The organism is Ammoniphilus sp. YIM 78166 (genome assembly GCF_004522215.1).
Classification (GTDB): Bacteria; Bacillota; Bacilli; order Aneurinibacillales; family RAOX-1; genus YIM-78166.
Genome location: NZ_SDLR01000003.1, coordinates 656,899 through 670,411 on the forward strand (window position 1 = coordinate 656,899; position 13,513 = coordinate 670,411).

Sequence of the window (13,513 nt, forward strand, 5' to 3'; positions counted from 1 at the left end):
ACCGAGGAAAACCCTCGGTTTTTATTGTTTCATTTTCATTATAAACACAGGCACAAGAGCATGTCTGATGACATATTGGCTCACACTTCCTAACAGATAACTCTTCCACCGGCCCATTCCGCGATTTCCAATTACGATAAGGTCGCAGTTATATTGCTTAGCGTGATTAATAATCGCTCGTCCTGGATCCCCTTTGACAAGGAAGATCTGATGAGGGTTGGGCATTCCCCTCAATAGCTCCTCAGCCTTGCGAATAATCCCCTCTCCATGCTCGATGACAGGAAGACGTAGAGTTGGGCTCATCTCCCCTGCCAACTGAAATTCCTTCATATAGATGCGGTAGGTGCCGATATGAATCACATGTACCTCTATCAAGCTGTCTGTAGAAGCAAGCTGTGTCGCTTTTCGCAGACTTAACTCCGAAAGCAAGGACCCATCAAAAGCTACAAGAATTCGGCTAGCGATCATCATCCCAACCTACCTTCTCTTTTTTCCTTCATTTGTTGCCTCTTAATAAAATTATACCATAAAAATTACATTTATTGGGATATGATATTGGATAAAATGCCAATAAAAGTAGAGATTAGAAAGGTAAGGAAGGAGAGGACAGAAAGGTGCCAACGAAGATAAGAATCGGTATAATCATTCTACTTCTGCTGCATAACTGGGGTATCGTTCATGCACAGGTGGATATCAGTAAGCTGTTGGTGGAAGCTATCCCTCTATCGAGTCCACAAGAGTTGATAAAACAATCCACGCATATCGTATACTGTTCGGTGAGTAACGGGACTGAGGAATATCCAAGCCATCAGTTCGCGGATGGAGACCTTCAGGTTGTTAATTATGTACAAGCCCTGCAAGTCAAAAGAGTATTCAAAGGAACTGCATCTAGATCCTTGCGCTTGTTAACATCGGGAACAGATCCTCAGCCCCTTCCGCCCAATCCGCTTAATATTCGTTTTCCTGGACCATTGGCTGAAGGAGACTATGTTCTTTTCTTGAAAGAAATCCAAAACACAAACCTCTACTCTGTTTTAGGTGGATGGCAAGGGGTGTATCCTTACGTGCAAGGGAAAACCATTTCCTTGGGAGAACAAGGCTTTCCTCAGCTAAGAGGATTAAGCCTAGAACAAATGGAGCGTCTTATTAGAGAAACCACATAAAAATAGTGTCATAACACAGTAACATCGGAAATACTGTTATAATACAATAAAACATAACCACCCGGAGGGATGCCAGATGTTAGGATTAGAATTTTATCGTAGTTTACCAGCTAAGGTATGTGTAGAATGTGGATGTCATATTGATGAGCAGCATGAGTCTTACTTATATGAGTGTGAGCGTTGTCTGAACACTCGTGAAGAATAGGAAGAAGAGCCTAGCGTTTAGCGCTAGGCTCTTCTGTTATGGATTAAACAATTTTCAGCTGCTGCTGGACCTCTTTTATTGTCTTGACCATAGGAACCTTACAGGACGGACAAGTCAAGAAAAAATGGCTTCCAATGCGATACCAAACGTCACATTGTCCATTCGAGCAGATCATAGCCTCGTATGTATGATTATTTTTCAAACGAATTTCCTCCTCTCGGCTTCTTGTTGTTTCCCCCTTTAAAACTATTATATAACACAATGTATTCGCTTGCAACAAACAATTCTGTAAATTTAGTTTATTCTACCTTCTCATGAATACCCTTTTACTGGGTAAATTAAGGTGAGGTTTAAACACATGGGAGGAAAAGTGAATGAAACCAAGGTGGTTGATCCCTTTACTTGCTGTATTGTTCCTTTTAGTTGAAGGTGTGTTTGCCATGCAAACCATAAAACTTGTTGTCAATGAGAAAGAAATAAAAACGGATGTCCCTCCCCAGCTTGTACAAGGCAGAGTATTAGTGCCCGTCCGTTCCGTTGCTGAAGCCCTTCAGGCCGAAGTAAAATGGGATGAATTATCCCAAACCGTCACGATTTCTCAGAAAAAGTCACAACCACAAATCATCGCGAAGTTACCAGAAGCCAAAGCAAGCCTGCTGGCGATTGAACGGGACGGTTTATATGAGCGGTTCGAATTACAGGTTGGCGATCAGATCCGTGCCTTTCCTTTCTGGGCCTCTTCTGCCAGTCGACCACAGCAGATGCTAAATTATGACATTGATCAGGATGGGAACAATGAAATCATTATCTTGCTAAGTAGAACCAATGAAAGTGGTTCGGACAGTATTGAAGCTCATGTGATTAAAACAGGCAAGATGTTACACGAAGTATATGTTGACCATCCGCTCGCTGTTACCCTAAAGAATGTAAAAACGAAAATTAAATCTCAAGACATCCATATTCGTATAGGCAATAAGGACATATCCATACCTAAGAAAGAAATCGGAGCAGCCAAAGAAAATTGGTTTTCTACCCTTCATTTTGGCAACCGAATTTCCTACAATGTCTTAGATAATCGCCTTACAGCCCATATCAGCGGACAAATTTCGCCGAACGAATACGTCGGAGACGTAGTAATTGTCTATGAGTTTAAAGACCTCATGTTTCAAGCCGCTGAAATCAACTTTAAACCGATGTCAAATCAAGTAGAAGGTACTTCCCCAAGCAGCAAGTAAAATTCTTGGGGATCCTTTTTTATGCACGATCATTCAAAAGAGATCTTGAATAGGAATAAAAGGAGAAGTGTGAACATGATTGGAGGCGTTTTGACATGTCCCTATTCCCTTTTGATCCTATTCGCTATTTTCAGCAATTGGAGCGGGAAATAAGCCGTTTCCTTCCAGATGACCTTTTAACATTTGGACAGATCGAACTTCACGAAACGGACCAGCATATTTTTGTAGCTTGTCAACTGCCAGGTTTGAAAAAGATAGATGAAGTTGAGGCCCGGATTGTTCGCGAGATGTATCTACAAATGATTCGCAAGGCGAATGGCTCCTATGAGGTAAAACAAGATTCATGGGTAAGTAGTCAGCAGTTCACTGGCACCTCTCAGCAGTCTTTCCAACTGCCTGCTCGGGTTTACTCCTCCCCTATTTTTATGCGAATAGTCCAACCAGGTAAGCTTGAAATCCAACTGCTAAAAAAGCACTGATTAAAAATCCAAAAATCTCCTGACTAGCCCTCCAATTCTTTTCCCAAAATAACGAAAAGGAGGTGCTTGAAATATGAATCGGGTAAATAAGTTTATTGTTCCGATACTCGCTATTGGGATATTGTCGGCTTGTGGATTTGGGGATGGAGCACGCACCAACCGTGCAGCACCGCCGCCAGATGACCGATACCTGGTAAGAGAATACCGCTCTGACCGGGCATATAACTTGTCACAAGGACAAGTCAAAGCACAGAATCTGGCGACGCGTCTGTCCAATGAAGCAGAGCGTGTATATAATGTTGCGGAGGCGATCACCATAGTCGAGGGACATGATATTATCATGTCAATCGCGACCAAAGGGGATGCCTATGAGCCAGCTGACGAAGTGGTAAAGAAAGTCAGGCAAAGACTAATGAGCAAGGAGCCTCGACTTGCGGGATATAACCTTTATATTACAACGGACCAATCACTAGGAACCAGGATATCAAAGGCTCACAATAACATGGAAAATTTCAGTACGCCCGGTTATCCAATTGATATGACTGAACCCAATTTTGCACAGATCTTAGGTGATGTCCGAGCTTCATTGCTTCCATAGATTGTGAAATGAGGGTGTCCCAAAAGCCTAGCTTTTGAGGTACCGGGTTCCGTTTACGATTTTCAAGTCCGTTATTAAAATTCGCAGTTAAAATCCAAAAACAGGACTTCTCCCAACTGTTATGTTGGAAAAAGTCCTGTTTTCATTTTATCTGCATTATTGAACTGTCTAATCTCGATCGTGGTGTAATAATGACCAAGCTAAATATACCCCCTACAGGGTATTTTTAAAGACAAAATCAGTAAAAGTCCACTGATAATAAACATCTATGATGGAAGCAAGAATAAATAGATGGAAATTCTCCACCTACTGATGAAAATTGAGCAGGATTTCATTTTGTAGGTGGAAAAAATCCAACTATTAGCTCTAAAAGCCAAATTTACAAACTTTATTGAAGTTTTAGTTATCGATTCTCCACTTATTTTGCTCTTTTTCCACTAATTTTTTCGGATAAATGGACTTTCTACCACTATTTACAACCCAACTCGATGCCCTCTGTGCTATCCCGCCCGGTTTTCTCCCTCAGACGCCTATCCAAAAAACCACGGATCTAGGTCTACTTTGCATTTCCTATAATCTCCTCAAGTGAGATCCACACACCCTTAAGGGAGGCTAATCCCCCTAAACCAAAGAAGGTTCTAAGCATTCATTTTATTTACATACTCGATAAGGCCCATTGAACAAACGTCTAGATCCATTTTTATCAACGCAAATACAGGATGATCAGCAGGAACCTTTTCTCCTATAAGATAAGAGCTGACCTTATCGTAAAGGCGTGAAGAAAGCTCCTTTACATCCTTGTTTTCCGCTACGACCTGTCGGCCTGCTTCAACAAATACAGGAAGCCACTCCTCTATATGCTGGTATACTTCAGAAGGGTCTTGATGTACTCCAAAATGTCCAAAATAGATTCGCTCCACCCCTGTCTCCTGAATGCGCTTCATAGAGGCCAGCATAGCTTCAGGGTTAAATTGATTGGGCGAAGTGGACGGAAGGGTAAACGATGATAGACCGTTGTCTGCTAATTGATGGTAATATACCCCAACAGTATCACCGGTAAAAATACCTTTGCTTACAGGATCATAAATACTAAAGTGATGGTTCGCATGTCCTGGCGTATCCAAGAATTGCAATGTGCAATTGGGCCCAATCTCCAAAGTTTCCCCATCTGCCTTGATGATCAGCTTGTCCTCCGGTACTGGTAGAATAGGATCGAATAAACGATCAAAATCCTCTCCGTACACCGCTCTTGCTCCTTGAATAAGTCGCTCTGGTTTAGCTAAATGGCGAGCGCCTTTCGGGTGGACCACCACCTTGGCATTTGGGCAACTCTGTAACAGGAGACCGGCCCCCCCTGCGTGGTCGAGGTGGATATGGGTCACAATAATATATTTTAAGTCCAAAGGATTAAGGCCAAGAGCACGAAACCCTTCCAAAATGTAAGGAACGGAAGGGCTTGCGCTCGTTTCCACAATGGTCAGCTGATCTTCTAGTATACAATAAGCTCCTGTTCTCCCAGGTACCCCCAGGTCGTAACCATCAATGAGGTGTATGCGATGACCTAAATCTATAGGGTTGTTTTGGCTCAATTTTATCTCTCCTTACCCTAGCAGTTTTCAAACAATTGGTTATTTACGTATTATATCGCATATTCCCATTATCGACCAACGCTTTCTGTTAGAAAAGGATAACAGGGAATTAGGGTTCTCCTATAGAATAGTATATAAGGCAGGACAACTACGGGGAGGAAAATTGGAATGAGTAAGTGGGTACCTACATCCGAGAAAAGAAAGTTCATTCGATGGTTTTTAAACCAATATCGCTTTAAAAAAGCTGAAGTCAAAAAGCTGTTTGAATACCTTCTATCGCATGATCAACTCTTAGAGAGAGTTCATTTTACAGATAAGGTCCATCCTAGCAACCGGACGATCGTTATTTCCACGGTATGCTCTGAGACGGTTCCCTTCGAATATCGCCGAAACGCGAAGGTAACGATGAGCCCTGATGAGGCTTTTCAGGATCTTCGCAACCATACGAAGGAGAGAATTTATATTGTGCTGCATTTTAGGGGCAAGCCGTTTTCTCATCAGTATTCAGCCGTACGGGAGCAGTTTAAGCCCGAAATTCGCGAAGAGGAGCAGGAACCTCCGATTCTTCTTCAGATCCTTGCCGAGATTTATCTAGACCATCAGGTTCAAGAACATCGACTTGCTGAATTAGATAAAGAAATAGACCGATGTCTTGAAACGGGCGACAAAGATCTATTTCTTCGGCTAACAGAAGAACGCAAGCGTCTTCTCTCCCTTTCGTCCTAGGTAGACACAATGAAAAAAGGGTTCAATAAGCTTTCTTTATTATAGCAGAGTCTCTGTCCCTCAACCGTCTGCACCTTTCCTCCAGCGCACTCTACGATGGCTTGACCTGCAGCTGTGTCCCACTCCATCGTAGGAACAAAGCGGGGGTAAGCATCTGCTTCTCCTTCCGCCACGAGGCAAAATTTTAAAGAGCTGCCCTTATTGATTAACAACGTATCTCCGTGGATCCGCTTTACTTCTTCGAGATAAGCTTCCCCTTCTTCTGAAGAATGGGAACGGCTTTGAACCAGCACATACGGGCTCGTCTTCTTTTCCTTAAGTTTTAATGGCTCAATAATACCGCCAGCCAGCTGCCGGTACGCCCCCTTTCCTTGCTCCGCAAAGTACAGAGCATCCAAAGCGGGAGCATAGATAACACCAAGCTGAGGCAACCCTTCCACGATAAGAGCAATATTAACCGTAAATTCCCCGTTGCGTTTGATAAACTCCTTGGTGCCGTCTAACGGATCCACAAGCCAAAACATTGGCCATGTCTTTCTTTGACTATATTCAATCTCGGAGCCTTCTTCCGATAAAATAGGAATATCTGGATAAAGTTTTGTCAATTCCGTAAATATCCATTGGTGAGAGGCTTCATCCGCTGCGGTTAGCGGGGATTCGTCTGCCTTCTCTTTAATCCCGAAGTCGGACTGATAGATGTCCATAATCAGATTGCCTGCTTCTCTTGCAATTTGGATGATTCCATTCATATCAACATTTAGCATATGTCTACTCCTCTCCCTATCTATCTCATGTTCAGTGTAGCATATTTCAAGGCCTGGATGTTGTTTTCCATTCAAGGGCAGACTACGCTAAAAAGGAGGTTATGGTATGGATGCTAAGGAAAGAACGGCAGCTGAGACGTTGGAGGCCAACCGGAATATCAATAAAGAGTTTTATGGCCAAGATCCACTTACCGCCGAATGGCCGGAGAAGGGCTCAGCTCAAGAAGCAGAATCCGCCAATATGAAAATAGATAATATCTTTAATCACAATGATGATGAATTTGACTTAAATAGCAACGATTCGGTGATTACAAGAGGGAACTAAGAAAAAATTTAAAATTGGGCACACTACACACCTCCCGTCATACAGTAAAGAGAGAAACTTAACACGGGAGGTTGCCATGATTAAAGTTGGTGAAATACAACCAAACCTTCACGGTTTAGTGCACGCATGGGGATTAAATGATCTTCAGCTTTTAATATTAAGAAAAATGGTCATGAGTGGACAATTATATAGTTATGAAAATTTCAAGCAGCTTTATTTTGAATTGAAGCTGCGACAAAACCTGGTCTCCTCTGGAGCAGCGTTAAGCCGAAGCGGTGCGGCCTTTGCTGTTTTTCGAGATTCACGCTGCAACGAATACTTCTGGACTAGGACAGATAACGGGGGTTTCCTGCTGAAACCCCATGTAACGACAGCTCAAGGGATTCATGATATTTTCGTAAATGGCCACTTATATGCTTTCGAATGCACATCCGCGATTATGATTGTTTGCTATTACGCAATCCTTCAGTCAATTGATGAAGCTACATTTAACCGCTTGTTCCCTAACCTCTTTATCTGGAATGGATATTATGATGAAGACCTTGCCCTCGCCAAACAGCCGATTTCAGCGGGACTACCTGGTGACATCCGTTACTTCAAGAACCCTGACCATTCACCTACGAACCCAGAATGGCAAGGAGAGAATGCGGTATATTTGGGTAATGGGGCTTTTTTCGCTCACGGAATTGGAATTGCACCTGCCCAGATTATTATCCAAGCGCTTAATAGCAAGCGAAGGCCAGGAGCCTTGCAATCCGCTTACCTCATGAATGAGGCTTTTTTCCCCAACTTCAAATATCTAGCCCAGTATGACAAAGAGGTTGTCCCTACCCCCAATATGCGATCTACTTTTAGTTCATTGCCTCTAGTAATTGCTACTGTTGGTTCTTCAACATATATTGGGATGTAAAAAGAAAAAGAAAGGTTAACATGATCTCACACCCATTGGATGAGTATCATGTTAACCTTTTTATCAGGCTTATTTTTACACCGCTACAAACTTCCCTTGCTTAATAATCCTCTGAGCAATTTCCCTCTTCACAGGAACTAGATTTATAGGTTGAAAACGAACAAGCTTCTTGAGGATGGAAAGTTGGGTCATGAGCATATCCCCTTCGGAAATAGCAGATAAAGTCACCTTGGCATTGTATTCGAGTTTTGCGAAGGCCTCATGTATATAGACTGAAGTCATAAGTATCGGGTGCTGTACTTTTTCTGTCCCATGCTTTAACATCGTTTTCTTTGTCCGCAGAAGGGCACTCTCCATAGCAAAAATTTCAATGATCATGTCTGCTAGGCCTTCTAAAATCTCCTGCTGGGCTTCAAGCTGTTGTTGATAATGCATAACGGCAGAACCGCCCACCATCAGAAAGATCTTTTTCGCACTTTCCACCATAGCCGTTTCTTTAGCTAAGGCTTCTTCTTCATCTATGAAAGGTGGGATATACGAAATCAACTCTTGCTGCAAATCTTTTGTCATGGCAAAGAGAGGAAGCTCCCCTTTCATAGCCTTCCTTATTAAGGTGGCAGGGATAAGCAGTCGATTGATTTCATTCGTTCCTTCAAAGATACGGTTAATTCTGGAATCCCGGTAAATCCTTTCTATCTTATAATCTTGAGTGAAGCCATATCCCCCGTGAATCTGCACACCTTCATCCGCAACATAATCTAGGGCTTCCGACCCAAAAACCTTGTTAATCGAACACTCTAAAGCATATTCCTCAATTGCCTTAGCTACTTTTTGGCTATAGTCATCAGCAGTCTTATCAAGGGTTTGCATAGCAGCATCAATAAGTCCTCCCGTACGATACACCATACTTTCGGTTACATACGTACGGATGGCCATATCGGCAAGCTTCTTTTGGATGAGAGGAAACTCCACCAAGGCCTTATTGAACTGCTTACGTTCCTTTGCATAGGTCGTTGAGAGCTCAAGGGCCCATTTGCAGGCTCCTACACAGCCTGCCGCTAGTTTATAGCGACCGATGTTAAGAATATTGAATGCAATAACATGACCTTTTCCAATCTCCCCTAACAAGTTCTCAACGGGCACCTTGACATCCTCTAAAATCAGAGGACGTGTAGAAGAACCCTTGATTCCCATCTTCTTTTCTTCTGGTCCGGTAGATACTCCTGGAAAAGACCGTTCCACAATAAAAGCGCTGAATTGCAGCCCGTCGACTTTCGCATACACCACAAACACATCGGCAAAAGCCGCGTTGGTTATATACTGCTTCGTCCCATTTAGAACATAATACTTACCGTCCTCGCTTAAGACAGCCGTGGTCTTTGCTCCTAGGGCATCAGAGCCTGAGGAAGGTTCAGTAAGACAGTAAGCCGCTAGCTTTTCCCCTGTTGCAAGGGAAGGAAGGTACCGCTGCTTCTGTTCCTTCGAGCCAAAAAGCACAATAGGCAAGCTTCCAATTCCCACGTGCGCTCCGTGGCTGAGCGTAAAAGAAGATCCACGACTGAATTGTTCCGTAATTAGGGTAGCGCTTATTTTGTCTAAGTCACTGCCGCCATAGGGCTCTGGCACTTCCGCACCAAGAAGCCCTAGCTCCCCTGCTTGTTTTAAGAGACGGACAGTGACCGGAAAGTTTTGCTTTTCGATTTCCTCATCATGTGGTTCGACTTCCCCTGCTATAAACTCCGAAGCCATGTTGGCAATCATCTTTTGCTCTTCTGAAAAGTCTTCTGAAGTAAATACATCCTCCGGATTCGTTTCTTGTAAGATAAAGCTGCCGCCCCTATGAAGTTCGGTTTTTGAATTCATTCCTTATCTCCTCCTTTTAAGGTAGAAATTCAAATACGCCCGCTGCTCCCATCCCACCACCTATGCACATGCTTACCATACCGAAGCGGCTTTTCCTTCTTTTCGCTTCATGGATCAAGGTAACGGTAAGTTTGGTTCCCGTGCATCCTAAAGGATGACCTAAGGCAATCGCTCCTCCATTCACATTTACCTTTCCTTCATCGATTCCTAAATGCCGAATTACATACTTGCACTGTGAAGCAAAGGCCTCATTGATTTCAAAGAGATCCACCTGCTCGAGGGTAATCCCTGCTTTTTGCAACGCTTTGGGAATGGCTACCACTGGGCCAATCCCCATAACATCCGGATCTACCCCACCTAAGGCAAAAGAGCGAAAGATAGCTAAAGGCTTTAATCCCATTTGATCCGCTTTTTCTCTTGACATGACGACTACTGCAGCTGCCCCGTCGCTCGTCTGTGAGGCATTCCCAGCCGTTACCGTCCCCTGGACATGAAAGACAGGTTTAAGCTTTGCTAGCGTTTCAATCGTCGTATCCGGGCGAACTCCTTCATCCTGTTCAAAGAGTAGCTCCGCTTCCTGCTTTCTTCCGTTCTCATCCAGCCAACGTCTTTTGACTTGGACGGGAACAATCTCCTCTTTGAACTTTCCTTCAGAAAGGGCAATAGCCGCTTTTCGATGGCTTTCTACAGCAAAGGCATCCTGCTCCTCCCGAGTGACCTCGAATCTCCGGGCTACCATTTCTGCGGTATGCCCCATAGACATGTAGATATCAGGTCGATGCTCCACTAAATAAGGGTTAGGTAGTGGCCTATAGCCCTCCATCGGAATGTGGCTCATGCTTTCCACTCCACCGGCTACAATCACAGCGGCTGAGCCGCACATGATTCTCTCAGCGGCAACGGCGATCGATTGAAGGCCTGAGGAGCAGAATCGGTTGATCGTAAAGCCAGGTACGGAATTGGGCAAGCCGGCACGGATGGCTACGATTCGTCCGAGATTTAATCCTTGCTCTCCTTCTGGCATGGCGCATCCAATGATGACGTCTTCAATGTCCTCCGTTTGGAGTCCATGAGCTCTCTTAATACTTTCTGCGACTACTAAACCGCCCAGATCCTCGGGACGCACCTGACGAAGGGTTCCTTTTCCAGCTTTTCCAACGGGGGTTCGAACTCCCGCAACAATGACGGCTTCTTGTAGTTTCATCCTATCCCTCCTAATTTCGCAAAGGCTTACCTTTGACCAGCATATGATGCATGCGAGCTTGACTCTTGGGTTCGCCGCAAAGACTTAAGAATGCCTCTCTTTCAAGATCAAGTAGGTAAGCTTCGGATACTTTCGAATTGGCAGGAAGGTTGCCGCCGGAAAGAACATGAGCAAGGGTTCGGGCAATCTTGGCATCGTGTTCACTAATATAACCACTCATTTTCATTTGATAAACACCGAGTTTCATGACAGCTAAACCTGGTTCACCTACCACCCGAATTGACTTGGAAGCAGGTGGTTGATAGCTCGCGGCAGAAAGAGCTAGGACACGCTGCTTCGCCTCGTATAGGAGATAATCTTGATTAATAGAGATCGAATCATAGGATCGCAAATATTGGAGCTCCTTTGCTTCCTCTCCGCTTGTGGAAACTTTGGCCATAGCGATCGTCTCGAATACCCGATTGACGTAAGGCTGAAGATCCACCTTCCCATCGATGTCCAAGCTAGTCGTCATCCGCCAAAGCATCTCTTTGGTCCCCGCACCCCCAGGAATAAGACCTACCCCTACTTCGACTAGTCCCATATACGTTTCGGCAGAAGCCACCACGTGTGAGCTAGGCAGACATAGCTCAACCCCTCCTCCCAGCGTCATGCCATAAGGAGCAGCTACGACCGGTTTTTCCGAATATTTCATCGCCATAGAAAGAGTTTGGAAATCTCGAACCATTTGCTCGATTTCAAACCAGTTTTGATCCTGGGCTTCCATCAGCAGCATCATCAAGTTGGCCCCAACACAAAAGTTTTTGGCTTGACTCCCAATAACCATGCCACGGTAATTTTTTTTCACTTCCTCAAGAGCCCAACGGGTCATCTGAATCATATCAGGTCCAATGGCTTGGTTAGGAGAGTGGAACTCCAGGCAGGCCACATCATCCCCTAGATCAAGAAGAGTTGCCCCCGCATTTTTTTTAATGATCCTTCCTTGTTCTTTTAAGGCGGTCAAGGACAGTCTTTTTTCGGATTGCGGAATTTCTTTTTCTTGTCCGTAGAAGTTCAAATAGTAGGTAGTACTCTTAATCTTTTGGTAAAAGGAGGTTTTTCCTTGGGCTAAAATCTCTTTTATCCATGGCGGTATGACATCCCCTTCTTCTTCCATTCTAGCTATGGATTTTTGTAGTCCAATCGCATCCCAGACTTCAAACGGCCCCAGCTCCCAGTTGAATCCCCACTTCATCGCCTGATCGATGTCGTAGAGAGAATCTGAGATTTCGGGTACCTTTAGGGCTGAATAAAGTAAAGTATTTTTTAATACATCCCACACAAACAAACTGCCAGGATCTTTACCGTAAGCCATGAGCTGCAGCTTCTCTTGCAAGCTCTTGGCTCTTTTACTTGCTTCTAGGCTAGGGAAGCTTCCGTTCTGGATCGCCACATACTGACGGGTTTCTGGATCCATTTGAAGGATTTCCTTTCCTCCCGCACTCTTCACCTTTCTATAGAATCCCTGTCTGTTCTTATCTCCAAGATAGCCGTTTGCCACCATGAAGTGCAGAAGCTCAGGAACTTTAAACTTTTCTTTCTCCGTTTCACTGGACACCTGTTGATTTACATTATCAGCAACATGGATAAAGATGTCTAAACCGACCATATCCAAAGTTCTAAAAGTCGCACTCTTGGGTCTCCCTATAGCAAGCCCCGTTAATGCATCCACGTCGGCTACAGAAAGCCCATGATGTTTCATAGAAGATAACGTGGTCAGCAAACCGTATACCCCGATACGATTGGCAATAAAATTGGGGGTATCTTTAGCCAGCACCACCCCTTTTCCAAGCACCCTCTCAGAAAAATGTATCATGTAGGATAATATTTCTGGGTCAGTGTCAGCCGTCGGGATAACTTCCAGTAACTTCATATATCGCGGCGGATTAAAGAAATGCGTCCCTAGGAAATGCTTACGGAAATTTTCCGAACGCCCCTCCACCATTCTTTGGATGGAAATCCCAGAAGTGTTGCTGCTTACAATGGTCCCTGGCTTCCAGTATCCCTCAACCTGCTGGAGCAGCTGCTGTTTAAGGGATAGCTTCTCGGTGATAGCTTCAATGATCCAATCGGCCGTTCCTGCCAGATGCAAATCATCTTCGATATTACCAGGGGTGATTCGATCGAGGGACTCACGCGTATAAACCGGACTCGGCTTTTGCTTGAGCAAATTTTGCTTCGCAGCCTCCGCTAACTGATTACGATTGGGCTTTTCTTTTAACACAATATCTAGCAAATGAACCTGGATCCCTACATTGGCCAGATGAGCAGCGATTCCGGCACCCATCACCCCGGACCCAATAACAACAGCTTTGCGAATTCTCTTTTCCAAGCGAATCCCCCTATCTAGATAGAATGCATCGTTCGGTCAACATATGATGAAAAAAGCCCTTCTATACATATATAGTAAGGA

The 13,513-nt window shown here is 44.2% G+C and carries 15 protein-coding genes; 8 read left to right on the top strand and 7 right to left on the bottom strand.

All coding sequences use genetic code 11. From position 1 onward, the window contains the following. Positions 1–21: 21 nt before the first annotated feature. A complete protein-coding gene (locus EIZ58_RS14755) occupies positions 22–471 on the bottom strand; it encodes a universal stress protein (RefSeq protein WP_134701560.1) in 450 nt (149 codons plus the stop codon). Between the two features lie 143 nt (positions 472–614). On the opposite strand from EIZ58_RS14755, the gene EIZ58_RS14760 reads away from it, so the two are divergent. Together EIZ58_RS14760 and yhfH are read left to right on the top strand one after the other, a co-directional pair. Further along, on the top strand, positions 615–1,163 hold the full coding sequence (locus EIZ58_RS14760) for a hypothetical protein (protein WP_134701562.1): 549 nt from the start codon (positions 615–617) through the stop codon (positions 1,161–1,163). Positions 1,164–1,239: 76 nt separating this feature from the next. Continuing rightward, complete coding sequence (gene yhfH / locus EIZ58_RS14765; RefSeq protein ID WP_134701564.1) at positions 1,240–1,368, top strand: protein YhfH; 129 nt, start codon at positions 1,240–1,242, stop codon at positions 1,366–1,368. Between the two features lie 43 nt (positions 1,369–1,411). Here yhfH and EIZ58_RS33410 read toward each other — a convergent pair whose 3' ends face one another. Next, the gene (locus tag EIZ58_RS33410) at positions 1,412–1,570 is read right to left on the bottom strand and encodes a hypothetical protein (protein WP_167577718.1); all 159 of its coding nucleotides are present in this window, start codon (positions 1,568–1,570) and stop codon (positions 1,412–1,414) included. 172 nt (positions 1,571–1,742) lie between these two features. Here EIZ58_RS33410 and EIZ58_RS14770 point away from each other — a divergent pair, with 172 nt between their 5' ends. The 3 genes from EIZ58_RS14770 to EIZ58_RS14780 all read left to right on the top strand — a co-directional run bounded on the left by EIZ58_RS14770 (position 1,743) and on the right by EIZ58_RS14780 (position 3,680). Continuing rightward, positions 1,743–2,603 (top strand): copper amine oxidase N-terminal domain-containing protein, encoded by an 861-nt coding sequence (locus EIZ58_RS14770; protein ID WP_134701566.1) that lies wholly within the window; start codon positions 1,743–1,745, stop codon positions 2,601–2,603. A 95-nt stretch (positions 2,604–2,698) separates the two neighbouring features. Then, entirely contained in the window at positions 2,699–3,082 is a 384-nt protein-coding gene (locus tag EIZ58_RS14775; protein WP_134701567.1) for a hypothetical protein, read from the top strand. A 73-nt stretch (positions 3,083–3,155) separates the two neighbouring features. Then, positions 3,156–3,680 (top strand): YhcN/YlaJ family sporulation lipoprotein, encoded by a 525-nt coding sequence (locus EIZ58_RS14780; protein ID WP_134701569.1) that lies wholly within the window; start codon positions 3,156–3,158, stop codon positions 3,678–3,680. A 638-nt stretch (positions 3,681–4,318) separates the two neighbouring features. Here the strand turns inward: EIZ58_RS14780 and EIZ58_RS14785 are convergent. Next, positions 4,319–5,269, bottom strand: coding sequence for an MBL fold metallo-hydrolase (locus EIZ58_RS14785; protein WP_134701570.1), 951 nt, complete (start codon positions 5,267–5,269; stop codon positions 4,319–4,321). Positions 5,270–5,437: 168 nt separating this feature from the next. Between EIZ58_RS14785 and EIZ58_RS14790 the strand changes: the two genes are divergently transcribed. Beyond that, complete coding sequence (locus EIZ58_RS14790; RefSeq protein ID WP_134701571.1) at positions 5,438–5,995, top strand: YpiB family protein; 558 nt, start codon at positions 5,438–5,440, stop codon at positions 5,993–5,995. Here the strand turns inward: EIZ58_RS14790 and cysQ are convergent. After that, a complete protein-coding gene (gene cysQ, locus EIZ58_RS14795; RefSeq protein ID WP_134701573.1) occupies positions 5,992–6,759 on the bottom strand; it encodes a 3'(2'),5'-bisphosphate nucleotidase CysQ in 768 nt (255 codons plus the stop codon). The two genes, EIZ58_RS14790 and cysQ, sit on opposite strands and share 4 nt — an antisense overlap. A gap of 106 nt (positions 6,760–6,865) precedes the next feature. Here cysQ and EIZ58_RS14800 point away from each other — a divergent pair, with 106 nt between their 5' ends. Then, positions 6,866–7,084 (top strand): hypothetical protein, encoded by a 219-nt coding sequence (locus EIZ58_RS14800; protein WP_134701575.1) that lies wholly within the window; start codon positions 6,866–6,868, stop codon positions 7,082–7,084. Between the two features lie 76 nt (positions 7,085–7,160). After that, positions 7,161–7,994, top strand: a complete 834-nt coding sequence (locus EIZ58_RS14805) for a protein-glutamine gamma-glutamyltransferase (protein WP_134701577.1) — start codon at positions 7,161–7,163, stop codon at positions 7,992–7,994. Positions 7,995–8,069: 75 nt separating this feature from the next. Here the strand turns inward: EIZ58_RS14805 and EIZ58_RS14810 are convergent, their stop codons facing one another. Genes EIZ58_RS14810 through EIZ58_RS14820 form a run of 3 tightly spaced genes read right to left on the bottom strand, consistent with a single transcriptional unit; the run spans position 8,070 to position 13,432 of the window. Beyond that, a complete protein-coding gene (locus EIZ58_RS14810) occupies positions 8,070–9,857 on the bottom strand; it encodes an acyl-CoA dehydrogenase family protein (RefSeq protein ID WP_134701578.1) in 1,788 nt (595 codons plus the stop codon). Positions 9,858–9,873: 16 nt separating this feature from the next. Next, complete coding sequence (locus EIZ58_RS14815; RefSeq protein WP_134701580.1) at positions 9,874–11,061, bottom strand: acetyl-CoA C-acetyltransferase; 1,188 nt, start codon at positions 11,059–11,061, stop codon at positions 9,874–9,876. 10 nt (positions 11,062–11,071) lie between these two features. Next, positions 11,072–13,432 (bottom strand): 3-hydroxyacyl-CoA dehydrogenase/enoyl-CoA hydratase family protein, encoded by a 2,361-nt coding sequence (locus tag EIZ58_RS14820; protein WP_134701582.1) that lies wholly within the window; start codon positions 13,430–13,432, stop codon positions 11,072–11,074. Positions 13,433–13,513 lie beyond the last annotated feature (81 nt).

Bases quoted from the DNA above. Each gene is read 5' to 3' on its own strand.
- EIZ58_RS14800 (WP_134701575.1), top strand. From the start codon at position 6,866: ATGGATGCTAAGGAAAGAACGGCAGCTGAGACGTTGGAGGCCAACCGG.
- EIZ58_RS14805 (WP_134701577.1), top strand. From the start codon at position 7,161: ATGATTAAAGTTGGTGAAATACAACCAAACCTTCACGGTTTAGTGCAC.
- EIZ58_RS14755 (WP_134701560.1), bottom strand. From the start codon at position 471: ATGATGATCGCTAGCCGAATTCTTGTAGCTTTTGATGGGTCCTTGCTT.
- cysQ (WP_134701573.1), bottom strand. From the start codon at position 6,759: ATGCTAAATGTTGATATGAATGGAATCATCCAAATTGCAAGAGAAGCA.
- EIZ58_RS14775 (WP_134701567.1), top strand. From the start codon at position 2,699: ATGTCCCTATTCCCTTTTGATCCTATTCGCTATTTTCAGCAATTGGAG.
- EIZ58_RS14810 (WP_134701578.1), bottom strand. From the start codon at position 9,857: ATGAATTCAAAAACCGAACTTCATAGGGGCGGCAGCTTTATCTTACAA.
- yhfH (WP_134701564.1), top strand. From the start codon at position 1,240: ATGTTAGGATTAGAATTTTATCGTAGTTTACCAGCTAAGGTATGTGTA.
- EIZ58_RS14770 (WP_134701566.1), top strand. From the start codon at position 1,743: ATGAAACCAAGGTGGTTGATCCCTTTACTTGCTGTATTGTTCCTTTTA.
- EIZ58_RS14780 (WP_134701569.1), top strand. From the start codon at position 3,156: ATGAATCGGGTAAATAAGTTTATTGTTCCGATACTCGCTATTGGGATA.
- EIZ58_RS14790 (WP_134701571.1), top strand. From the start codon at position 5,438: ATGAGTAAGTGGGTACCTACATCCGAGAAAAGAAAGTTCATTCGATGG.
- EIZ58_RS14815 (WP_134701580.1), bottom strand. From the start codon at position 11,061: ATGAAACTACAAGAAGCCGTCATTGTTGCGGGAGTTCGAACCCCCGTT.